The sequence below is a fragment of the Segatella copri genome (assembly GCF_015074785.1).
Classification (GTDB): domain Bacteria; phylum Bacteroidota; class Bacteroidia; order Bacteroidales; family Bacteroidaceae; genus Prevotella.
In genome coordinates this window covers 1277449-1300722 of sequence record NZ_CP042464.1, presented here as the reverse complement: position 1 = coordinate 1300722, position 23274 = coordinate 1277449, and the positions used below count along the sequence as shown (strand labels likewise).

Sequence of the window (23274 nt, the reverse complement as noted above, 5' to 3'; positions counted from 1 at the left end):
GGTTGTCGGTTAAGTTTGCAGTTAGGAATTTAAGTTATAAAAACAGAAACAATTATGATTAATTACGATTTAAATAAAATAAAAGCAATCATCTTTGATGTTGATGGAGTACTGTCAAGACAGACCATCACGCTTTCCAGTGCCGGCGAACCTTTGCGTACTGTTAATATCAAAGATGGCTATGCCATTCAGCTGGCTCAGAAGAAAGGTGTTCGTATCGTAATTCTGACAGGCGGTAATTCTCATGCCATACAGGTACGCTATGAAAATCTTGGTTTAGAGGATATCTTCATGGGGTGTTCTGTAAAGATAAAGACTTATGAGGAGTTCAAGCAGAAATATTCAATTACAGATGAGGAAATAATATATGTAGGTGATGATATTCCTGATTATGAGATTATGCGTCGTTGCGGATGTCCATGTTGCCCAGCAGATGCATGCTCCGATATTAAAGAAATTTCTACTTATATCTCGGCTTGTAACGGAGGTGAAGGTGTGGGACGTGATGTCGTAGAACAGGTACTGAGAGCCAAGGGTTTATGGCTTTCAGATGCTAAGGCGTTTGGCTGGTAGAATTTAGTTAATAGTTGAAAGTTGATAGTTTATAGTAGAAAGTTTGCAACTGAATTTTAATCATAAAGTTCAAAGTAATAAGGTTTAAAATAGATGAATTATAAGATTATTTTGGCGAGTAATTCGCCTCGCCGCAAGGAACTTCTGGCAGGTTTGGATATTCCTTTTGAGGTGAAGGTGATTAGTGGTATTGATGAAAGTTATCCTGCTGACCTTGATGCTTATCAGGTGGCAGAATTCATCTGCAAGAAAAAGGCTGAGGCTTATCGTCCGCTTTTGAACGGAAATAATAGTGTCGGAGAGTTGGACGAGTCAGAAACTTTGATTCTTACAGCAGATACGGTTGTGATTGCGCCAACAGCTGGCGAACAGAATGATCTGGATGGAAAGGGAGTCATTCTCGGGAAGCCTCGTGATGCTGAAGATGCCAGACGAATGCTGAAGATGTTGAGCGGAAAGACGCATCATGTAGTTACAGGTGTTTGTCTTACTACCCAGCATAAGCAGCGTTCCTTTTCAGTAACAACAGAAGTGACGTTCAAACCGCTTTCTGATGATGAAATCAGTTATTATATAAATCATTATCAGCCGTTTGACAAAGCTGGCGCCTATGGTATTCAGGAATGGATTGGCTACATAGGTTGTACGGGGTTGAAGGGGAGTTATTTTAATGTGATGGGGCTTCCGGTTCAGCGTATCTATGAGGAATTGAGGCGAATTTAGATTTTTTAAAATTAAATATTGTTCTATGTCGTAGATAATGAGTATCTTTGTGCGTTTTATGTAACTAACAAGGATTATGAGTGAAGAAATTTTAGCAAAAGCTCATGAGGTTTTGGACAATTATATGGAGAGCAATCATCACCGGCGCACTCCGGAGCGTTCCACTATCCTCGACACCATTTATTCTATGGGAGAGCATTTCTCGATAGAAGATTTGGGCAGAGAGCTACTGAAAAAGAATTTTCGCGTTAGCAGGGCTACGCTTTATAACACATTGCATCTGTTCCTGGAACTGAGGCTTGTGGTAAAGCACAGTCTGGCAGACGGCACCAAGTATGAGGCCAGTTATAGCGAGGACAATCATGTGCATCAGGTTTGCACGATTTGTGGCAAGGTAACAGAAATTGTAGCACCGCAGGTTACGGCTGCTGTGATGGATATCAGGATGCAGCGCTTTCGTAAAGATGCTTATGCTCTTTACATCTATGGCGTATGCAGCGGCTGTCAAAGCAAGATGACTCGCAAACGCAAAAAAGAATAAGTATCAAGATAAAAAGATAAAAAATGAACACAGGTAAAGTAGATGTCCTGCTGGGTTTGCAGTGGGGCGATGAAGGTAAAGGTAAGGTGGTTGACGTGTTGACCCCTAAGTATGATGTCATTGCTCGTTTCCAGGGTGGTCCTAATGCTGGACATACATTGGAGTTTGAGGGCGAGAAGTATGTGCTTCGCTCTATCCCTTCTGGTATTTTCCAGGGTGGTAAGGTGAACATCATCGGCAATGGTGTGGTTTTGGCTCCAGACCTCTTTATGGGTGAGGCTAAGGATCTTGAGAAGAGCGGTCATGATTTGAAGAGCCGTCTTTACATCTCTAAGAAGGCACATCTCATCATGCCTACTCACCGTGTACTCGATGCTGCTATCGAGGCTTCTAAGGGAAAGAACAAGGTAGGTACTACTGGTAAGGGTATCGGTCCTACTTATACTGACAAGGTTAGCCGTACCGGTCTTCGCGTAGGCGATATCCTTGACAATTTCGAGGAGAAGTATGCTGCTCACAAGGCTGCTCATCTCAAAACCATCGCAAGTCTCGGTTATACCGACTTCGATATTACAGAGGTTGAGAAGACCTGGATGGAGGGCATCGAATACTTGAAGCAGTTCAAACTCATCGATAGCGAGGTAGAAATCAACAAGGTGCTCCGTTCTGGCAAGGATATCCTCTGCGAGGGTGCTCAGGGTACTATGCTCGATGTTGACTTCGGTTCTTATCCATTCGTTACTTCTTCTAATACTATCTGTGCAGGTGCCTGCATTGGTTTAGGTATCGGTCCTAACCGCATTGGCAATGTTTATGGTATCATGAAGGCTTACTGTACACGTGTTGGTGCAGGTCCATTCCCTACAGAGCTTTTCGATGAGACTGGTGCCAAGATTCGTGACCTCGGTCATGAGTATGGTGCTGTTACCGGTCGTGAGCGTCGTTGTGGCTGGTGCGACCTTGTACAGCTCAAGTATTCTGTCATGGTGAATGGTGTTACCGAGCTTATCATGATGAAGAGCGACGTGCTCGATGGCTTCGATACCATCAAGGCATGCGTAGCATATAAGTTGAAGGATGGTTCTGTTACAACAGATTTCCCATACGAAATCGATGATGTAGAACCTGTTTACAAGGAGTTCAAGGGCTGGAAGACAGATATGACTAAGTTCACATCTGAAGATCAGTTCCCACAGGAGTTCAAGGATTATATTGCTTTCGTAGAAGAGTTCCTTGAGACTAAGATCGGTATCATTTCTATCGGTCCAGACCGTGCTCAGACTATTGTACGCAAGTAAATTATATAGTGTTTAATGTTTAGTGTTTAATGTTTACTTTGAGGGGTTAACATTGCGCTAGGCATTAAACATTTAACATTCATATTAAACATTAATAAATGGCTCAGAAACCAAGTATACCAAAGGGCACGAGAGATTTTGGTCCTGTTGAGATGGCGAAACGCAACTACATCTTCAACACCATCAAGGAAGTGTATGCTCTTTATGGATTCCAGCAGATTGAAACCCCTGCCATGGAAACCCTTCAGACTTTGATGGGCAAGTATGGTGAAGAGGGTGATAAACTGCTTTTTAAGATATTGAATTCAGGCGACTATATGAATAAGGTGAGCGATGAGGATATTCATTCTCTCGGTTCACTCAAATTAGCAGCGAAACTTTGTGAGAAAGGTCTTCGTTATGACCTGACCGTTCCTTTCGCACGTTACGTAGTGCAGCACCGCGAGGAGTTGCAGATGCCTTTCAAACGTTATCAGATTCAGCCAGTATGGCGTGCAGACCGCCCTCAGAAAGGACGTTACCGTGAGTTCTATCAGTGTGATGCTGATGTGGTTGGCTCAGATTCTCTCCTGAATGAGGTCGAATTGATGCAGATTGTTGATACCGTGTTCACCAAGTTTGGTGTTCGTGTATGCATCAAGATTAATAACCGCAAGATTCTTACCGGTATTGCAGAGGTTATCGGCGAGGCTGAGAAGATTGTAGATATCACAGTGGCCATCGATAAGCTTGATAAAATCGGACTTGACAATGTAAACGAAGAGTTGCGCAATGACGGCATTTCTGAAGATGCCATTGAGAAGTTGCAGCCAATCATCTCATTGTCAGGAACTAATGATGAGAAACTTGAAGTGATAGCGAAGGTTCTCGAAGGTTCAGAAGTTGGTTTGAAGGGTGTAGAGGAAACCAAGTTTATCCTCGATACCTTGAAGACTCTTGGCTTGAACAACGAGATAGAACTGGATCTCACCCTGGCTCGTGGCTTGAACTATTATACGGGTGCAATCTTCGAGGTGAAGGCGCTTGATACTCCAATGGGAAGTATTACAGGTGGTGGTCGTTACGACAACCTCACTGGCATTTTCGGTTTGCCAGGTTTGAGCGGTGTTGGTATCAGTTTTGGTGCTGACCGTATTTATGATGTGTTAGGTGCGCTCGACCTTTATCCGAAGGAGGCTGTAAATGCTACTCAGGTACTGTTTATCAACTTCGGTGAAAAGGAGACAGCTTACTGCCTGCCTATAGTAAGTGCAGCTCGTGCAGCCGGTATCCGTACTGAAATCTTCCCTGATAAGGCGAAGATGAAGAAGCAGATGAGCTATGCCAATGCCAAGAATATTCCGTTTGTGGTGCTTGCAGGTGAGAATGAGATGGCTCAGGGCAAGGTTACGCTTAAGAATATGGAAACTGGCGAACAAACCTTGGTTACTGCCGAGGAATTGATAGCCAAAGTAAATAAATAATACTCTCTTTCTCGTCCTCTCGTGCTTGTATATGTGAATATGCAGTGCGGCAGGGCGAGAGCTTTTTATGTGTTAGCGTGTATGCCTAACTATAATTTTAGTAACTTCTAAAAACTACAGACAAATGAAAAAAATAAAAGCTATTTTATGTGTATTCATACTGGCGTTGCTGATGACATCCAGCACAAAGACAACAACGATTTTTGTAATAGGTGATTCTACCGCTGCCGAGAAAGGTGGTTTTAGAAATAATCCAGAGCGAGGATGGGGGATGGTATTGCAAGGCTTTTTTGATGACAAGGTGATTGTTGACAATCATGCTGTTAATGGTCGTTCTTCTTTGAGCTTTATCAATGAAGGAAGATGGAAAAAGGTTTTGGATAGTATAAAGCCAGGTGATTATGTGTTTATCCAGTTTGGGCATAACGATGAGAAGTCAATGCCTGACCGTCATACTGATCCGGGATCTACTTTTGATGCAAACCTTGCCAGATATGTAAATGAGACCCGTGCCAAGGGTGGTATTCCTGTACTGTTCAATGCGGTGGTTCGTCGCTGCTATTATTCTGCAGAATTGAAGAATGATGATGACGAGAAGCTTCGCAATAAAGTATATGATGGAAGGGAGCAGATTAATAGTGATACGCTTATCGACACCCACGGGGCTTATGTGATAGCTCCCCGCAATGTAGCAAAGCAGCTGAATGTTCCGTTTGTTGATGCTACCAAGATTACCCACGATATAGAAACGGGCATGGGTATTGAAGGCAGCCGCAAATTACATATGTGGTTTATGCCTGGCGAGAATCCGCAGGTTCCTAAGGGTAAGAAAGATAATACCCATTATAATGTATATGGTGCACGTGTGGTTGCCGGTGCGCTTGCTGATGCTGTAGCTGAGCAGGTGCCAGCGCTGAAGTCTCATGTCTGCCATTATGATTATGTAGTCTCTGCAGAAGGTCGAGGCAATTTCATGGATTTGCAGAAGGCTGTAGATGCGGTTCCTGTAGGCAAGAAGGCTGTTATCCGTATTTTGGGTGGTGAATGGAAGAAGCCAATCATCGCAAAAGGCAAGAAGATTAAGTTTGTCAAGTCATTTGGTGCTAAAATCAAATAGTAACAGGCTTTTTTAAAACTCCCGATATCTTTGAAATTACATGGCGATGTAGAAGTCTGTGCGTCGTGACATAGAACAAAATGCATCGCCATGTAGTAAACCTATACATAAAAGGGGTACTTTCACAAGCACCCCTTTTCATATTATACAAAAACATTATGAATTATTTCTATTAGCGAACAAGATTTTAATTTCTATCTTTGTCTCAATTATCTAAAAGTTTCAAACGTTCACCAGAATTGCTTTTGGCAAGGGGCAATTCCTACTCGTAGGATAACCTCAGTTCTGATGTTTATCATTTACGGTTGCAAAGGTACGAAGATTTTTATAATTGTGCAATACCTAAAAATGGGGGTTTTGATGAATACCTAGAAATGAGGAATGAAAATGGGGGAGAGTAGATATGAAAAAAGGAAGTCCTTATTGAAGAACTTCCTTTTTTATGAGGTGTCTAGCGGAGTCGAACCGCTCTACACGGTTTTGCAGACCGTTACCTAACCGCTCGGTTAAGACACCTTGTGTAGAACAATCATTTCTGATTTGCGAGTGCAAAGGTACTACTTTTTATTGGTTCTACCAAATTTTTATGCAACTTTTTTAATTAAAACAATCACTTTCTTTGTATCTTGCTCATAATGAACGGGTTCTGAAATGCTTTAATTTTTGTCTGGTTTCCTCGCTGCATGACAATAAAAGTAGTTTTAGCAGCTCTTTTATGAGAACTACTCTTGTTTTTTCCGCTGAGTAGCCTCTTTCTTTTTATTCTTTTGGCATTTCTCAACGAACGGACAACCTGAACATTGATAGTTTTTACACTCTCGTGCTTGTTTGATGGAGCGGTAGATACAAATGGCGGCATACGTGATGCATGCCGCCAATATGATTGCTATGATGATATACTGTATCATAAGCATAGGTAAATTAACATAATACTAACCTACGGCGTTATAACCATTGGTTGAGTTTTTGCGCATGATGTCGCGGATGTTCATCTCCTTGAAACCCTCTGCGCGTTTCTGCTCTTCAAGCTCTTTCTCTTCCTCGATGTCCTTTTCTGAACGGGTGAAAGTGAAAGCCTTGTACTTAAATTCTGCAATCGCCCAACCTACGAGGCCTACAGCGATTAATGCAACAAATCCAATTAATGCGTTCATTTCTCTTTATATTATAATAATGTATAAACTGAATTAATAATCATCGTCGGCTACGTCTTCTGCATCATCAAGACCGAGGTTCTCCGGGTCTTCGAAGGTAGTACGGTAGCTTTCCTCAGTAAGCTTGTCGTCATCGAATGCATCGTCATCCTCATCTGGATCGTTGTAGTGATCCTCGATTTCTGGTGCATCCTCGTCTTCATCCTCGTCTGGGTCGAGCAGGTCGTCGTTGCGTTTCAAATCATTCTCATCATCGAATCTCATGCGAACCTTTTCTACCTTTGGCTTCTCCTTGGCAAAGATTGCTTCTACCCAAGAACCTTTTGGTACCACGAGCACTTCGTAGTCATCAGCGAGCTTTTTCTCGTACAGACCTCCTGGCTTTTTCAGGCGGTCAGCAGGAAGAGTAGTTGTGCTGATGTCGAAATTACTTTCGATGATGTCCTGGATGCTCTGAGGCAGACTCTCCCAGCCACCACCAAAGTTGCGCTCCAAGAGTTCGATGAGCTTATTGGCGGTGATGTGACTTACATTTTCGTAAGTAAGATCAGTAACGCGCATGATAGGGCGCTTTTTGATGGCATACTTTTCCTTCTTGTCGTTGATGCGGAAAGTGCCAATCTTGAAGCCGCGTGCCATCAGCTTGTCAATCACTTCAGGACGGTCTACCGTCACTGGTTCCATTTCGAATGCGCTGCGGATAACTGCGATATACTTGTTCTGGAAATCCTTGAGGTCAGCATCCTTTTCTACTGCTTCCCAAAGACGGAACACATCGTTCTCCTGCAATTCCCAAATGCTACTTTTAGTAACATTCTTCAGTGTTAATATTTTATCTTTATTCATCTTCAATTGTGTTTGTGTGTGCAAAAGTAAGTACTTCTTTTTATATATCCAAATTTTCTTGCTGTTTTTTTGTGTTTTTGGTCACTTTTTTATTTGGAATTCGATTTTTTTCATTACCTTTGCACGTACTATGAGTGAACCGTTAGCTGAAAGAATGAGACCTCACACGCTTGCTGACTATGTAGGACAGCAGCATTTGGTAGGTGAGGGGGCCGTGCTGCGCAAGATGATTGACGCAGGGCGCATATCCTCTTTTATCCTCTGGGGACCCCCTGGAGTGGGCAAGACTACCCTTGCTCAAATCGTGGCACAAACTATCAAGGTGCCGTTCTTCACCCTCTCTGCGGTGACCAGTGGCGTAAAGGATGTCCGCGACGTGATAGAAAGAGCAAAAAGTGGTAGATTCTTTAATTCGGCTTCTCCTATATTGTTTATTGATGAGATTCACCGTTTCTCCAAGAGTCAGCAGGATTCGCTTTTGGGTGCGGTAGAGAAGGGTATTGTTACGCTGATAGGTGCTACCACCGAGAATCCTTCATTCGAGGTGATTCGGCCGCTGTTGTCCAGATGTCAGCTTTATGTGCTCAAACCGCTCGAAAAGGCTGATCTTGAAGGGCTTCTGCATCGTGCCATTACGCAGGATGTAGAACTCAGAGAGAAGAATATTAAGCTGGAAGAGACGGGCGCGCTGCTGCGATATAGTGGTGGAGATGCCCGCAAACTGCTCAATATTCTGGAACTGGTGGTAGAATCTGCCGGCTCTTCAGAGATTGTGATTACCGACAAGATGGTAGAAGAGCAGTTGCAACAGAATCCGCTGGCTTACGATAAACAGGGTGATATGCATTATGATATTATCTCAGCCTTTATCAAGAGTATTCGCGGAAGCGATCCCGATGCTGCGCTCTATTGGATGGCGAGGATGATAGAAGGAGGAGAAGACCCGCAGTTTATAGCCCGTAGGGTTGTAATTAGTGCCTCTGAGGATGTGGGACTTGCCAATCCGAATGCACTCCTGCTTGCCAATGCTGCCTTCGATACGGTGATGAAGATAGGGTGGCCCGAAGCGCGTATCGCCCTTGCTGAGGCTGTGGTGTATCTTGCCACGAGTCCGAAGAGCAACAGTGCTTATCTGGGCATTAATGATGCGCTGGCTACTGTACGGCAAACAGGTAATCTGCCTGTTCCGCTGCACATCCGCAATGCTCCTACCAAACTGATGAAAGATTTGGGCTATCATGACGGATATAAGTATCCTCACGATTATCCTGGACATTTCACTGAGCAGCAGTATCTGCCAGACGAACTGAAGGATGCCCGCTTCTGGCATGCGCAGCATTCGCCTTCCGAGGAGCGCCTCTACAACTGGATGGTTACCTGTTGGGGAGAAAGATTCAAGAATTAGTGATTAGAAAGAATAATTAGAAATTGATTTTTAGAACAACTAACTGATACGAGAAAATGATGATACATGGCGATCCTGAATTCGTGCTCACGCTTCATAGTGTGATAGAATTCATCGGTACATTTGCTTTTGCCCTTTCGGGCATTCGTCTGGCTGCAAGTAAGCACTATGATTGGCTGGGCGGTTTTGTTTGTGGTGTGGCTGTAGCCATAGGTGGTGGAACCATACGAGATGTGATGCTTGGTGTGCGGCCGTTTTGGATGTTGAGCCCTATCTACCTGATTTGTACGCTGTTTGCACAGTTGGTAGTGATTGCTTGCCACCGCTATCTTAAGCGTCTTGACAATACCTGGTTTCTGTTTGATACCTTGGGCTTGGCGCTTTTCAATATTGCGGGCATCCAGAAGTCGCTCGAATGTGGTTTCTCTTTTTGGGTAGCCATCATCATGGGCTGTATCACGGGTGCTGCAGGCGGGGTTATCCGCGATGTGCTTCTTAATGAAGAGCCGGTCATCTTCCGAAAGGAGATTTATGCGATGGCTTGTGTCGCCGGTGGTTTGGCTTATTGGGGATTGAGCTATCTGGGTGTGAGCCTCTATATTACGGTGATTGTAGCTTTCTGTGTGGTTTGCGCCATCCGATTGCTGGCTGTAAGATACCATATTTCACTCCCGAAGCTGAGGGATGAAGAACAAACAGTAGAATGAAAAGGAAAAAATGAAATTGATAAATAACAGATAACAGATGAAAAGACTGAAAGCGATTTTGATGCTCGTTGTTGCAATGATGCTGATGTCGTCGGCAACAATGATGGCTCAGAACAAACGAGAGTTTCGTGGAGCCTGGATACAGTGTGTTAACGGACAGTATCTGGGCAAGAGTACGCAGCAGATCCAGGCGATGCTTACCAGACAGCTTGATGAACTGCAGAAGGATGGCGTGAATGCGATAATCTTTCAGGTTCGTGCCGAGTGTGATGCTTTGTATAAGAGTGATTTAGAGCCTTGGAGCAAGTTTCTTACGGGGGTGCAGGGAAAGGCTCCTTCTCCTTATTGGGATCCGTTGCAGTGGATGATAGAGCAGTGTCATAATCGTGGCATGGAGCTTCATGCATGGATTAATCCTTATCGTGCCAAGCATAGCGTAACTTCTTATGAGCAGGTTTCGCCGAAGAATATCGTGAAGAAGCGTCCTGATCTCTGTTTTCAGTATGGCAAGCTGACGCTGTTGAACCCTGGGTTGCAGGCTGCAGCCGACTATATTTGCGAGGTGGCTGTGGACATTGTAAGCCGATATGATGTTGATGGATTCCATATTGATGATTATTTCTATCCATATCCAGAGGCCGGACGTCAGATTCCTGATCAGCAGCTCTTCAGCCAGCAGTCGCGCGGCATGCGAAACATAGGTGATTGGCGCCGTGATAACGTGAGCCGGTTTGTAAAGCAGCTCAGCGAATCCATCCATGCCGTTAAGCCTTGGGTTAAGTTTGGTGTTTCTCCATTCGGAATCTACCGCAACAAGCGTACCGATCCTGATGGTTCTGAAACTTTCGGCCTCCAGAATTATGATGATCTTTATGCTGATGTTTTGCTTTGGGTGAATAATGGTTGGATAGACTATTGTGTGCCTCAGATTTATTGGGAGATAGGCAATCGTGCTGCCGATTACAAAACGCTCATAACCTGGTGGAATAAGCATGCTGGCAACCGCCCATTATATATAGGTGAAGATATAGAGCGTACAGCCAAGTTTGCTGACCCAGTCAATCCGCGCAGTCATCAGTTGCCTGCCAAGCACCGTTTGCATCAGCAGATGAATAATGTGAAGGGCACTGTGCTCTGGTATGCGCAGACTGCTGCCGATAATGTAGGTAATATCGGACATACACTCCGCAACAATTATTGGAAGTATCCAGCATTGCCACCCTCTATGCCTTTTCTTGATAATAAGGCACCAAAGGGGGTAAAGGGTGTCAAGCTGATGTGGACCGAGAAAGGTCCGCTGCTGGTATGGAAGGCTCCTAAGGCTAGCAAGAAAAAGTGGGGCGATCAGGTGAACCGTTTTGCTATCTATCGTTTTGAGAAAGGTGCTAAGGTAAATCTCAATGATGTTTCTGCACTCCAGGCAGTAACTTATGATAATTTCTATCGCATCCCTTATGTGAGTGGCAAGAAATATGTGTATGTAGTAACTGCTCTCGACCGGGTAGGAAACGAAAGTAAAGGTAAGAAAAAGAAAATTTCTTTTTAGATTGGTTAGATGATATAAACGGAAAGACCGTTAAAAACAGAAAAACCGTTGTACTCGATAGGAGAGAGTGCAACGGTTTTTTATTTTGTTGGGATGGAGGGACAATATAGCCCTTCCGTCCGTATCATTTTATTCTTTCAGCAGGTCGTTCAGGAAGTTGTCCAGATCGTTGTCCAGATTCTCCATCAAGTCACCACCTACGATGATCGTATCATCGTCAGCAAGATAGAGCTCGCCAATATGCTCTTTATCGTCATCTTCGAGCACAAAGCTGTATGGCTTGAGAATGCCGAGATGATCTATGATATCAGCCTGTTTGCGCAATACATCGCGAAGCAGCTTTGCTACCTCGTCGTAGAAGTCTTCATCCTTGTTTTCTATCCATTGCTCAACGACGCAGCGGGTAATCTCGTTGTCATCGTCGTCAAAGGCCAGGAGTTCGCCACTGTCTTGCGAAACCCTTACGTGGATGTCGGTCATTTGAGAAGTCTCGTCGTCAGATTCTGGCGCAGGGAACTTTTGAGCCACTTTTCTGATAAAGCGCTCTACTTGCATGATTGTTTGCTCTAATGTTTCCATATCAATTCTTTAATAATCCATGCAAAGATACATAAAAAATTGATATCACCAAAAGAAGTTGCTAAAAAAAAGCATTTTTGCTTTTAATTTGTTCTCAAACTGCCTGATTCCAGGGTATAGATAACGTTTACGCTTCTTTTTTTATATTTTCTTTTCGATTTTGTTTGCCATTTCTAAATAATGTAGTATCTTTGCACTTGAATTGCAAAAATGCAATCTCAACATTACAAATGAATAACAAAATAAAACATTCTGGCATCGTAGAAAGCGTAGAAGAAGGTTGTGTGTGCATTCGCATTGTACAGTCGTCAGCCTGCAGCGCTTGCAAGGTGGCTGCTCATTGTACTGCATCTGAATCGAAAGAGAAGATGATTGAGGTTTCTACCTCTGAGGCGTCTCTCTACCACAAAGGCGATAGCGTGGTGGTGACTGCTGATTCGGCTGTAGGCTTCAGAGCCAGTTTCTATGGCTATCTCTTGCCGCTGATACTGATGGTGATCGCTTTGGTGGGTGTACTGAAAGCTACTCACTCAGAGGGCGCCGCAGCGCTCTCGGCATTGGGCATTCTCATTCCATACTATGTGGTGCTCTACTTATTCAGAAACAAACTTAAAAACAAACTGAGCTTCTCTATAGAATCATAGGGTACGTGATGTGCTTCTGTAGTTTAAGTGGAGAACTTTTATTTAAAACAAAGAAAATAACAAAACAAAACACAAAAAATTATGAATTTTATTTTGATTGCTGTCTTGGTTCTCGGAGCAATCGCGCTGATTGCAGCGCTGGTTCTCTTCGGAGTATCTAAGAAGTTTGCCGTCGAAGAAGACCCTCGCTTGGGCCAGGTAGGAGAGATTCTGCCAGGTGCCAACTGTGGAGGTTGCGGTTTTGCCGGATGTTCCGGTATGGCTGCAGCTCTGGTGAAGGGTGCTGATGCCGGTTCTATTGATGGACTGATGTGTCCGGTAGGTGGAGCTGACGTGATGGGCAAGGTAGCCGACCTTTTAGGTATGGCAGTAGCCAATACCGAGCCAAAGGTGGCTGTGGTTCGTTGTAATGGTACTTGCGAGAATCGTCCTCGCATTGCCGAGTATGATGGTTTGCACACTTGTGCAGCTATGAATTCATGTGGCGCTGGCGAAACAGGCTGCGGGTTCGGCTGTCTGGGTTGTGGCGATTGCGTGGCTGCCTGCCAGTTTGGTGCAATCTCTATCAATCCTGAAACTGGCATTCCTGAGGTTGATGAAGAGAAGTGTACGGGTTGTGGTGCTTGCGCCAACGCTTGTCCACGTCATATCATCGAGCTCCGCAAGAAGGGTCCTAAGGGCCGTAGAGTTTACGTTCAGTGCGTAAACCACGACAAGGGTGCTGTTGCCAAGAAGGCTTGTAGCGTTGCTTGCATCGGATGCGGTAAGTGTCAGAAGGTCTGCAAGTTTGATGCAATTACCATTGAGAACAATGTGGCTTATGTTGACTTCAATAAGTGCCGCATGTGTACCAAGTGTGTTGATGAATGCCCAACAGGTGCTCTCGTAAAAGTTAATTTCCCAGTTAAGAAGGCAAAGCCAGCTGCAGAGGCTGCACCTAAGGCAGAGGCTCCAGTAGCTGCTCCTAAGGCTGAGGTTTCAGAAGAAAAGAAGGAGGATTAAATCATGAATTTGAGAACTTTTAGAATTGGTGGAGTTCACCCAGAAGAGAATAAGATTACTGCTGAGATGGCTACTCAGGTAGCACCTCTCCCTAAGCAGGCTATTTTCCCACTTGGTCAGCACATCGGTGCTCCTGCCAAGCCTGTAGTTGCCAAGGGCGACAAGGTGAAGGTGGGTACACTCATCGCTGAGGCGGGTGGTTTTGTGAGTGCTCCTATTTACAGTTCCGTATCAGGAACTGTGTTCAAGGTAGATACATCTATTGATGCTACCGGTTATCGCAAGCCTTGTATTATTATTAATGTAGAAGGCGATGAGTGGGAGGAGAGTATCGACCGCTCTGATAAACTCGAGACGCTGGAGGCTCATACTGAGCTAACTCCAGAGGAAATCGTAAACCGCATCAAGGTGGCTGGTGTCACTGGTATGGGTGGTGCTGGTTTCCCAACCTTCATCAAGCTTTGTCCTCCTCCTGGAGCCAAGGCTGAGTGCGTCATCATCAACGGTGTAGAGTGTGAGCCTTATATCACAGCCGACTATCGCCTGATGCTGGAGCATGCTGATGAGATTCTCGTTGGCTTGAACCTTCTGATGAAGGCGGCTAAGGTAGAGAAGGGCTACATCGGTATCGAGGATAACAAACCTGCTGCTATCAAACTCTTCGAGGAGAAGACAGCCAATGATTCTCGTATCGAGATAGTTCCTCTTGCCAAGAAATATCCACAGGGTGGTGAGAAGCAGTTGGTAGATGCGGTTATCCGCCGCCAGGTTCCTGCTCCTCCAGCTATCCCTGTCAACGTTGGAGCAATTGTTCAGAATGTTGGTACTGCCTTCGCTGTTTATCAGGCAGTTATGAAAAACAAACCTCTCTTTGAGCGCTATACTACCGTTACCGGTAAGCAGGTGAAGAATCCAGGCAACTTCCTCGTGCGTATGGGAACCCCATTCTCTCAGATGATTGAGAACTGTGGCGGTTTGCCAGAGGGCGACAACAAGGTGTTGGCTGGTGGTCCGATGATGGGTAAGGCTGTAATTAGCCTCGATGTACCGGTAACCAAGGGTACCAACTCCATCACCGTATTGACCGATGCTGATGCTCACCGCAAGAAGGCTCAGCCATGTATCCGTTGTGCCAAGTGTGTGGATGCCTGTCCAATGGGTCTGGAGCCATACTTGCTCGCTACCCTGAGCGTAGTGAAGGATTATGAGCGCCTGGAGGCAGAAGAGGTAACATCCTGCATTGCCTGCGGTTCATGCCAGTTCACCTGTCCATCTCATCGTCCTATCCTCGATAACATTATCAACGGTAAGGCAGCGGTAATGGGCATTATCAGAGCTCGCAACGCCAAGAAGTAAGCGTTCACGTCAAGAATGAATTTCATTTAAGAAAGAATTTAAAAGAAAAAATGAGTAAATTAATCGTTTCATTATCGCCACACGCTCATGGAAATGAGAGCGTAGAGAAGAACATGTACGGAGTGATTATCGCTCTCGTGCCTGCCATCCTCGCTTCTTTCTATTTCTTCGGCTTGGGTTCAGCAGTCGTACTGCTCGCCTCTGTGGCAGCCTGCGTCTTCTTTGAGTGGGCAATTACAAAATATCTCCTGAAGGAGGAGACCAGCTTGCTCGATGGTTCTGCCATCATTACCGGTCTCTTGCTTGGCATGAACTTGCCAAGTAACCTTCCTCTCTGGATCATCATCATCGGTGCCCTGTTTGCCATCGGTGTAGGTAAGATGAGCTTCGGCGGTCTGGGTAACAACCCTTTCAATCCCGCTTTGGTAGGCCGTTGCTTCTTGCTCGTCAGCTTCCCTGCCCAGATGACTTCATGGCCTGTTGCCGGACAGATGCTCAGCTATACTGATGCTACAACGGGTGCTACTCCGCTGGCTATCATGAAGACAGCCATCAAGACGGGCGATGCTTCTGTTCTCAACCAGTTGCCTGATGCGCTGAGCCTGCTCTTCGGTGCCACTGGCGATACCTTCGGAGCCGGTACAACCGGTGAGGTTTGTGCATTCGCCCTCTTGCTCGGTTTGGCTTACATGCTTTGGAAGAAGGTCATCACCTGGCACATACCAGTAAGCATCATCGCTACCGTATTCGTTTTCAGCGGTTTGATGCATTTGGCTAATCCTGTTTATGCCAATCCTCTGGCTGTCATCTTCAGCGGTGGTCTGATGCTCGGTGCCATCTTTATGGCTACTGATTATGTAACCTCTCCAATGACTCACAAGGGCATGCTTATCTATGGTGTATGCATCGGTCTGCTGACCGTCATCATCCGTAACTGGGGTAGCTATCCTGAAGGTATGTCGTTCGCCATTCTTATCATGAATGCGTTCACACCTCTTATTAACACATACGTTAAACCAAAGCGCTTCGGTGAGAAGCCTGTTAAGAAATAAGGAGGACAGAGACATGCAGAAATTAGAATCATCATTGAAGAACATGGTGCTTGTGCTGGTGGGCGTAGCGCTCATCGTAGGTGCTGTGCTTGCATATATCAATCATCTTACATCTGGTCCTATCGCCGAGAAGGCTGCACAGAGTCTGGCTGCCGGTATCAAGAGCGTGATGGGCACAGAAGATCTCCAGGTGGCTGAACCGGAAGAGGTGAAGCAGGAGTTTGGCGGTAAGGAATTCTCTTTCACCATCCACAAGTGCTCTGACAAGAGCGGCAAGCAGTTGGGTGCAGCCGTAGAGAGTACTACCGGTGGTTTCGGTGGCGACCTGAAGGTGCTCGTAGGTTTCGATACCGAGGGCAAGATTATGGGTTATACCGTGCTTCAGGCTTCAGAGACTCCAGGTCTGGGTGCCAAGGCTACTACCTGGTTCCAGAAGGACGGAAAGGGTAGCATCATCGGTAAGACTCCAAAGGATGGCGACCTCCACGTATCTAAGGACGATAAGAGTGGCAATGCCGTAGACGCCATCACCGCCTCTACCATTACCAGCCGCGCCTTCCTCAAGGCTATCAATCAGGCTTACGCTGCCTATGCAGGTAAGAGTGTAGATGGCGAGAGCGGTGCATCTCAGAAAGCAGATGCAGAGAGTGGTGCATCTAAAGTTGAACATAACGAAAAGAAAGGATAAACCGATATGAGTAATGTTAAGATTTTGATGAACGGACTCATCAAGGAGAATCCAACCTTCGTGTTGCTTCTCGGTATGTGTCCTACTTTGGCTACAACAACCAGCGCCATCAACGGTCTCTCTATGGGATTGGCTACCATGGCGGTGCTGATTTGTACCAACTTTGTTATTTCCTGTATCAAGAAGATTACCCCGGATATGGTTCGCATCCCTGTTTTCATCGTAGTGATTGCAGCCTTCGTAACCATCCTTCAGATGTTGATGAGCGCTTATGCTCCCGACAGCATCAATCAGGCGCTGGGTATTTATATTCCGCTGATTGTAGTAAACTGTATCATCCTGGGTAGGGCAGAGAGCTTTGCTGCCAAGAATTCGCCTATTGCCAGCCTCTTCGATGGCATTGGTTGCGGTTTGGGCTTCACCCTCGGTTTGACCATCCTGGGTAGTGCCCGCGAGATACTCGGTGCAGGTAGTGTATTCGGTATCACTCTGTTGCCGGAGACTACCAATATTCTGATGTTCATCCTGCCTCCTGGAGCTTTCCTCACCTTGGGGTACATCATTGCTATATTTAATAAGGTAAAGAAGTAAGCGTAGGCATCGCTTCAAATCAATGAAATAAAATAGAAATTATGGAATATTTATTGATATTTATCTCTGCGATATTCGTCAACAACATCGTCTTGTCGCAGTTTCTTGGTATCTGTCCATTTCTGGGCGTATCGAAGAAAGTTGATACAGCCATCGGTATGGGTGGTGCCATCGCTTTTGTCTTGACCCTGGCAACCATCATTACCTGGTGTGTTCAGAAGTATGTACTCGATCCGTTCGGATTGCAATATCTCCAGACCCTGGCATTCATCCTCGTGATTGCAGCCTTGGTTCAGATGGTAGAGATTATCCTGAAGAAGGTTTCTCCTGCGCTTTATCAGGCGCTCGGTATCTTCCTGCCTCTGATTACTACCAACTGTGCCGTGCTGGGTGTAGCCATCCTGGTTATCCAGAAGGACTACAATCTCCTGGAGAGCGTGGTTTACGCCTTCTCTACAGCTCTCGGCTTTGCTCTGGCTCTCATTGTCTTTGCCGGCATTCGCGAGCAGCAGGCTCTGGTCCGTATTCCTAAGGGCATGCAGGGCGTAGCTATCGTCATGGTAACTGCAGCGCTCCTCAGCCTCGCCTTCATGGGATTCTCGGGCGTAGATGGCGGTTTGAAATCGCTCTTCGGATTGGAGTAAAACTTTTACTGAAAGTTGATAAAATAATAATGGGAATTTGCGAATGGTATGAACCGATGCAAATTCCCATTTTTTGTACTTGATTTTCTTACTCTCTTACTTGAGTTCTAGATTTTTCTTAACTCTCTGTCTTTATAAACTTGAAATTATAACTCTTTCTCTTTTCTTATCTTCTGTGTCCGAAGCTTCCACCGCCATTGTTCTTGCTTGGTGTAGAAGAGCGAGGGGTGAATCCGCCGCCACGGTTGCCAGACCCGCTGCTGAATGAACGGCTCATGCTGCTGCGGTTGCCCCCGAAGATATTACTTCTTCCGCTTCCGAAGCTGCTGTTTCCGAAACCACGGCTGCTGTTTCCGAACCCACGGTTGTTGCTGGTGCTGCTGTTGCTGCTGCCGAAACCGCGGTTAGGGCGACTGTTGCTATTGCCGAAGCCACGGTTGCTGCTGTTGCCGAAGCCTCCGTTGTTATTTCCGAAGCCTCCGTTCTGAGGGCGGCCGCTGTTTCCGAAGCCAGCGTTGTTGTTAGGGCGGCTTGCATTACCGAAACCACGGTTTGGATTCATCTGAGGTCTGTTCTCGCGGTTCAGATTTCCGAAAGATCTTCCTCTGCCGTAATCACCACGGTTAAATCCGTCTCTCATACCTACTCTAGGATGTCCACCAGGGTGAGGGCCGCCAAAACTTCTTCCGTGATACCAGCTTCTGTTTCCGTTTACTCGCCAGCTATGACCTCCACGGTAAGATACGTAGAAGTGAGGGCGACCGAAGTAGAAATAGTCGCGGCGAGGATAGCGGGCGTAGATGCCGAAGTGCCAGTAGCCCGCATTCCAGTAAAGCGGACGGTAGAAGTAGGTGGCATTGATATATGTTCTATACTGCCAGTCGAGCAGGATATAGCTCAAATCCATATTGCGCTGGCGCCAGTAAGCACCATACAGGTCATCGTATGTATCTACACTCATCAGGTAGTCGAGGTTCACCTCGTAAGCTGCCTCATACTGGTCTTCCGTAAGATTGAGCTCGTAAGCCATCTTGTCTGTCAGGAAGAGAGCCTGCTGTCTTGCCTGCTCATAACTCATTGCAGAAGCGGTAGTGAATGTCATCATGAACATGGCTACCAGAGCTATTATCATTCGTTTCATAATCGTATATCTTTTAATTGTTATACTTCATGTTTCTTTTTTCTGGTGCAAAGATACGATGTTTTTTGCTTCCACGGTCGGGATTTCCCCTAAAGGGGTGGGGGAAAATCCCTACTTCTTTATTTCGTGCCTGTGCAGTTATATATATAATAAGGTATAGAACCGGAGTGGAGCGTAAAGGTTTGCGTGAAGTTTTTCGCTGTTTTTGGAACAATCAAACGAAATATTTACTACCTTTGCACTCAGAAAAAAACAATCTGATGAATAGATTGGAATTTAAAACGAAAAGTAAAATAATAAAGACAAAATAAACAAATCATGAAAGAGCTAAAAGCATTAAACAAGCGCACTGCTCCTAAGAGCGTCGCTCCAGAGAAAATCATTCAGTTTGGTGAAGGTAACTTCCTCCGTGCATTCGTAGATTGGATTGTATGGAATATGAACAAGAAGACCGACTTCAACGGTTCTGTCGTTGTAGTTCAGCCATTGGCTGGTGGTATGGTTGACTGGCTGAACGGTCAGGACTGCCTCTATCACGTAAACCTTCAGGGTAAGGAGAACGGCCAGGCTATCAACACATTGGAGCGTATCGACGTTATCAGCCGTGCACTGAATCCATATTCTCAGAACCAGGCATTCATGGCTTTGGCTGAGCAGCCAGAGATGCGTTTCATCATCTCTAACACTACAGAGGCTGGTATCGCATTCGATGACTCTTGCAAGTTTACAGATGCTCCTGCAGCTTCTTATCCAGGCAAGTTGGTTCAGCTCTTGTTCCACCGCTACAAGTTCTTCGAGGGCGACCCAACCAAGGGTATGATCCTGATGCCATGTGAGCTGATCTTCCTCAACGGTCACCACCTCAAGGAGTGCATCTATCAGTATATCGAGCTCTGGAAGGGCGATATGGGTGCTGATTACGAGGGCTTCAAGGAGTGGTTCACCAACCACTGCTACGTTTGCGCTACATTGGTAGACCGCATCGTTCCTGGTTTCCCACGCGATACCATCAAGGAGATTCAGCAGAAGGTTTGCTACAAGGACAACCTCGTGGTTAAGGCAGAAAGCTTCCACCTCTGGGTTATCGAGAAGGCAGAAAATATGACAGTAGAGCAGATGCAGGAGGAGTTCCCAGCTCATAAGGCAGGTCTCCACGTGCTTATCACAGATAATGAGAAGCCATACCACGAGCGTAAGGTTACCCTGCTGAATGGTCCTCACACCGTATTGAGTCCTGTTACATACCTCAGCGGTGTAAACATCGTTCGCGATGCCTGCGAGCACCCGGTATTGGGCAAGTACATCCACAAGGTACAGTTTGAGGAGTTGATGCAGACTCTGAACCTCCCAATGGATGAGCTGCAGAAGTTCGCTTCTGACGTATTGGAGCGTTTCGAGAATCCATTCGTAGATCATCAGGTAACCAGCATCATGCTCAACTCATTCCCTAAGTTTGAGACTCGCGACCTGCCAGGTGTCAAGATTTATCTTGAGCGTAAGGGCGAGTTGCCACAGGGCTTGGTATTCGGTCTCGCTGCTATCATCACTTACTATAAGGGTGGCGTTCGCGAGGATGGTGCTCCTATCCAGCCAAACGATGACCAGAAGATTATGGACAAGCTCACCGAGCTTTGGGCTACCGGCGATACCCAGAAGGTAGCTGAGGGCGTATTGGGCTTCGACTATATCTGGCACGAGGATTTGAACAAGACAGTTCCTGGCCTTACCGAGTTGGTTAAGAAAGATCTTGACCTTATTCAGGAGAAGGGCATGTTGGAGGCTGTTAAGACTATCCTCTAATAAAAAAAACATGTTCGTTCATAGGTTCAAATAACGATTAAGATTTGAAAATAGTTATAAGGTTTTGTGTTAGTTGTTAGCTATAATCTTCTAGCTAATAGGTTAAAGGCGGGGAGCTTGTGAAAGCGCCTCGCCTTTTTGCTTATTGTCTGCTTTGTGATGTTTCAGAATCCTTAATAACCTTAATGACCTTGTCCTTAATGACCGGATGGTTGATGATGAGCGGCACTCTTTCTACCACTACCATGGAAGTGTCGAGGCCCAATGCCTTAGGCTCGTCAATACCTATCTTGCTGATAAGAGCGTAGATACTCATCAGCAGGTTCTGTTGGCGATTATCTGAACTCTCCGGGTAATATACGCGGTGAATGATGATGAATCGGAAATCGCCCGGAATTCCGTATTTGCGCAGCGAAGGATAGGTGCTTTGCAAATCTACCTTTCCGTCTGTTATCAGATCTTCCACCACTTGTCGCAGATAGAGACTCACCCTAGGCTCTATGCGGAAACCAATGTGCATGGTTACGCTGTAGAGGGTGTCAGGAATCAGGGTCTCGCAGTTGTACTCCAGCGTGTCAGGAGTGTCAACAAACTCCATGTTGATAAGCCAGTAATGGTCAGCACGTTTCGGCTGCTTGTTGATGATGGAGTAGAGCAACTTGTCATCTACGGCACCTTCCTTGTTGGCGTGGTTCACATAAACCAGGTTGGAAGCGTACTTAGGGATGCTCTCGTCGGCCTTGATGTCGGAGATAATCTGATAATAATCATCCAGCGGTTTGGTGCTGATATAATGGCGTCGTATCTTCATGGCTTTCACCCACACGTACATCATCAGGAACAGGATTCCTCCAATGAGCATCGTACACCATCCACCTGCAAGAAACTTTGACAGATTGGCAGTCAGGAAGATGGCTTCGATGATGCAGTATGCGCCCATAAACAGCATCGTGAAAATCCGTGCCACTCCCTTGCTGTGCAGGTAGAAACCGAGCAGCAGGGTAGTCATCAGCATGGTGATGGTGATGGCGAGTCCGTAGGCTGCCTCCATGTGCGAGGAGTCGCGGAAGAGCAGGATGATGAGAACCACGCCGATGTACATGGCGAGGTTGATCATCGGGATATAGAGCTGCCCCTTAACATGGGTAGGATGTTTGATTCGCATGCGCGGCCAGAAGTGCAGGTTCATGGCTTCGCTCAATATGGAGAAGGTTCCGCTGATGAGTGCCTGGCTCGCAACGATTGCCGCACCCGTGGCCATGATGATGGCGAAGAACAGCATGCTCTGCGGCATGATGGCAAAGAACGGATTCACTGCCAGTGCCGTATCAGCATGATTCAGCACCCATGCTCCCTGTCCCAGATAGTTGAGAATGAGCATGGTCTTTACGAAGCCCCAGCTGATGGCGATGTTCTTTCTGCCGCAATGTCCCAGGTCGGAATAGAGAGCCTCGGCACCGGTAGTACAGAGAAATACGGCACCCAGAATCAGAAACCATTCAGGCGATTTTGCCAGCAGCATGGCAGCATAATAGGGGTTGAAAGCCTTCAGTATCAATGGGTAAGACGTGATGCTGAAAGCTCCCACAACGCCCAGCAGCAGGAACCATAGCAGCATAAATACGCCAAACGATTTGCCGATACTCTCTGTGCCAAACCGCTGCACGAAGAAGATGATGGTGATGATGCCCAGGGTGATGGGGATGACTGGCAGGTTGGGACTGATGCTTTCGAGTCCTTCGATGGCTGTGGTCACGGTGATGGCAGGGGTGATGATTCCGTCTGCCAGCAGGGTGCTTGCGCCAATGATGGCCAGTAGGTAAATCCACTTGCTCTTGAGTCGGCGCAGCAAGGCATAGAGGGCGAGGATGCCTCCTTCGCCATTGTTGTCGGCACGCAGCGCCACGCATACATATTTGATGGTGGTCTGGAGGGTGAGTGTCCAGATGATGCATGACAGTGCGCCCAGGATGGTGCTCTCGCTGATGCTTTCGCCCGTATGCAGGATAGCCTTCATCACATAGAGAGGTGATGTTCCGATGTCTCCGAATACAATGCCTAATGTAACGAGCAATCCCAGAAAGCCTACTTTGTGATGATTGCAGGCTACTGAACTTTCTGCTTTTTCTTTCATTTTTCTTCTCTTATTTAAATTAAATATTATCCTTTTTGGGACATGAAAATGTCCTTTGTGATTATAAATTTGCGTGCAAAGGTATAAACATAAGAGGTAAGATAGAATTTGTTTAACAAGATTTATCGGATTTAACTTTTATTCTTTGAAGATATGAAGAGACGAATAGAGGCGAATGCCGATAAGACTACTCCCGAGAAACTTCTGAACTTTGCGAAACTTGAATAATTAATAAAGGCGGGGAGCTTGTGAAAGCGCCTCGCCTTTTGC

22 protein-coding genes and 1 tRNA gene are annotated in these 23274 nt (G+C 46.0%); 17 read left to right on the top strand and 6 right to left on the bottom strand.

Going from position 1 to position 23274, the window contains the following annotated elements:
• Positions 1 to 54 precede the first annotated feature (54 nt).
• From FO447_RS05805 to FO447_RS05780, 6 genes are all read left to right on the top strand, one after another.
• Positions 55 to 573, top strand: coding sequence for a KdsC family phosphatase (locus tag FO447_RS05805; RefSeq protein WP_200758062.1), 519 nt, complete (start codon positions 55 to 57; stop codon positions 571 to 573).
• Between the two features lie 93 nt (positions 574 to 666).
• Positions 667 to 1296, top strand: a complete 630-nt coding sequence (locus tag FO447_RS05800) for a Maf-like protein (protein WP_200758060.1) — start codon at positions 667 to 669, stop codon at positions 1294 to 1296.
• A gap of 76 nt (positions 1297 to 1372) precedes the next feature.
• On the top strand, positions 1373 to 1837 hold the full coding sequence (locus FO447_RS05795) for a Fur family transcriptional regulator (RefSeq protein ID WP_200758058.1): 465 nt from the start codon (positions 1373 to 1375) through the stop codon (positions 1835 to 1837).
• Between the two features lie 23 nt (positions 1838 to 1860).
• The gene (locus FO447_RS05790) at positions 1861 to 3135 is read left to right on the top strand and encodes an adenylosuccinate synthase (RefSeq protein WP_117692408.1); all 1275 of its coding nucleotides are present in this window, start codon (positions 1861 to 1863) and stop codon (positions 3133 to 3135) included.
• A gap of 98 nt (positions 3136 to 3233) precedes the next feature.
• Entirely contained in the window at positions 3234 to 4598 is a 1365-nt protein-coding gene (hisS, locus tag FO447_RS05785; RefSeq protein ID WP_022121877.1) for a histidine--tRNA ligase, read from the top strand.
• A gap of 124 nt (positions 4599 to 4722) precedes the next feature.
• Positions 4723 to 5715 (top strand): rhamnogalacturonan acetylesterase, encoded by a 993-nt coding sequence (locus tag FO447_RS05780; RefSeq protein WP_200758056.1) that lies wholly within the window; start codon positions 4723 to 4725, stop codon positions 5713 to 5715.
• Between the two features lie 445 nt (positions 5716 to 6160).
• Here the strand turns inward: FO447_RS05780 and FO447_RS05775 are convergent.
• The 3 genes from FO447_RS05775 to FO447_RS05765 all read right to left on the bottom strand — a co-directional run bounded on the left by FO447_RS05775 (position 6161) and on the right by FO447_RS05765 (position 7715).
• Positions 6161 to 6231, bottom strand: a tRNA-Cys gene (locus tag FO447_RS05775).
• Between the two features lie 416 nt (positions 6232 to 6647).
• Entirely contained in the window at positions 6648 to 6869 is a 222-nt protein-coding gene (locus tag FO447_RS05770; RefSeq protein ID WP_022121874.1) for a hypothetical protein, read from the bottom strand.
• Positions 6870 to 6902: 33 nt separating this feature from the next.
• A complete protein-coding gene (locus FO447_RS05765) occupies positions 6903 to 7715 on the bottom strand; it encodes a hypothetical protein (RefSeq protein ID WP_117692402.1) in 813 nt (270 codons plus the stop codon).
• Positions 7716 to 7845: 130 nt separating this feature from the next.
• Between FO447_RS05765 and FO447_RS05760 the strand changes: the two genes are divergently transcribed.
• The 3 genes from FO447_RS05760 to FO447_RS05750 are packed head-to-tail and all read left to right on the top strand — an operon-like array spanning position 7846 to position 11373.
• Positions 7846 to 9120 carry a replication-associated recombination protein A gene (locus FO447_RS05760; RefSeq protein ID WP_200758054.1) on the top strand — a complete coding sequence of 425 codons (1275 nt, stop codon included), beginning with the start codon at positions 7846 to 7848 and terminating at the stop codon, positions 9118 to 9120.
• A 59-nt stretch (positions 9121 to 9179) separates the two neighbouring features.
• Positions 9180 to 9827, top strand: coding sequence for a trimeric intracellular cation channel family protein (locus tag FO447_RS05755; protein ID WP_117692538.1), 648 nt, complete (start codon positions 9180 to 9182; stop codon positions 9825 to 9827).
• A 37-nt stretch (positions 9828 to 9864) separates the two neighbouring features.
• Positions 9865 to 11373, top strand: a complete 1509-nt coding sequence (locus tag FO447_RS05750; RefSeq protein WP_200758053.1) for a glycoside hydrolase family 10 protein — start codon at positions 9865 to 9867, stop codon at positions 11371 to 11373.
• A 129-nt stretch (positions 11374 to 11502) separates the two neighbouring features.
• Here the strand turns inward: FO447_RS05750 and FO447_RS05745 are convergent, their stop codons facing one another.
• Positions 11503 to 11952, bottom strand: a complete 450-nt coding sequence (locus FO447_RS05745; RefSeq protein WP_006848665.1) for a hypothetical protein — start codon at positions 11950 to 11952, stop codon at positions 11503 to 11505.
• A gap of 230 nt (positions 11953 to 12182) precedes the next feature.
• On the opposite strand from FO447_RS05745, the gene FO447_RS05740 reads away from it, so the two are divergent.
• The 7 genes from FO447_RS05740 to rsxA all read left to right on the top strand — a co-directional run bounded on the left by FO447_RS05740 (position 12183) and on the right by rsxA (position 17929).
• Positions 12183 to 12596, top strand: a complete 414-nt coding sequence (locus FO447_RS05740; RefSeq protein WP_006848664.1) for a SoxR reducing system RseC family protein — start codon at positions 12183 to 12185, stop codon at positions 12594 to 12596.
• An 81-nt stretch (positions 12597 to 12677) separates the two neighbouring features.
• Positions 12678 to 13598, top strand: a complete 921-nt coding sequence (locus FO447_RS05735; RefSeq protein WP_118416518.1) for a Fe-S cluster domain-containing protein — start codon at positions 12678 to 12680, stop codon at positions 13596 to 13598.
• Between the two features lie 3 nt (positions 13599 to 13601).
• On the top strand, positions 13602 to 14954 hold the full coding sequence (gene rsxC, locus FO447_RS05730) for an electron transport complex subunit RsxC (RefSeq protein WP_200758052.1): 1353 nt from the start codon (positions 13602 to 13604) through the stop codon (positions 14952 to 14954).
• A gap of 50 nt (positions 14955 to 15004) precedes the next feature.
• Positions 15005 to 16006 (top strand): RnfABCDGE type electron transport complex subunit D, encoded by a 1002-nt coding sequence (locus FO447_RS05725; protein WP_200758051.1) that lies wholly within the window; start codon positions 15005 to 15007, stop codon positions 16004 to 16006.
• A 13-nt stretch (positions 16007 to 16019) separates the two neighbouring features.
• Positions 16020 to 16694 carry an RnfABCDGE type electron transport complex subunit G gene (locus FO447_RS05720; RefSeq protein ID WP_118190013.1) on the top strand — a complete coding sequence of 225 codons (675 nt, stop codon included), beginning with the start codon at positions 16020 to 16022 and terminating at the stop codon, positions 16692 to 16694.
• A 6-nt stretch (positions 16695 to 16700) separates the two neighbouring features.
• Positions 16701 to 17285, top strand: coding sequence for an electron transport complex subunit RsxE (rsxE, locus tag FO447_RS05715; RefSeq protein WP_022121864.1), 585 nt, complete (start codon positions 16701 to 16703; stop codon positions 17283 to 17285).
• Between the two features lie 41 nt (positions 17286 to 17326).
• Complete coding sequence (rsxA, locus tag FO447_RS05710) at positions 17327 to 17929, top strand: electron transport complex subunit RsxA (protein ID WP_006848658.1); 603 nt, start codon at positions 17327 to 17329, stop codon at positions 17927 to 17929.
• Positions 17930 to 18095: 166 nt separating this feature from the next.
• Here rsxA and FO447_RS05705 read toward each other — a convergent pair whose 3' ends face one another.
• Positions 18096 to 19070: a hypothetical protein gene (locus FO447_RS05705; protein WP_200758050.1), complete on the bottom strand. Its 975-nt coding sequence runs from the start codon at positions 19068 to 19070 to the stop codon at positions 18096 to 18098.
• 318 nt (positions 19071 to 19388) lie between these two features.
• On the opposite strand from FO447_RS05705, the gene FO447_RS05700 reads away from it, so the two are divergent.
• The gene (locus FO447_RS05700) at positions 19389 to 20870 is read left to right on the top strand and encodes a tagaturonate reductase (RefSeq protein ID WP_117727669.1); all 1482 of its coding nucleotides are present in this window, start codon (positions 19389 to 19391) and stop codon (positions 20868 to 20870) included.
• 142 nt (positions 20871 to 21012) lie between these two features.
• On the opposite strand, the gene FO447_RS05695 is transcribed toward FO447_RS05700, so the two are convergent.
• Positions 21013 to 23004: a KUP/HAK/KT family potassium transporter gene (locus FO447_RS05695; RefSeq protein ID WP_200758049.1), complete on the bottom strand. Its 1992-nt coding sequence runs from the start codon at positions 23002 to 23004 to the stop codon at positions 21013 to 21015.
• Positions 23005 to 23274 lie beyond the last annotated feature (270 nt).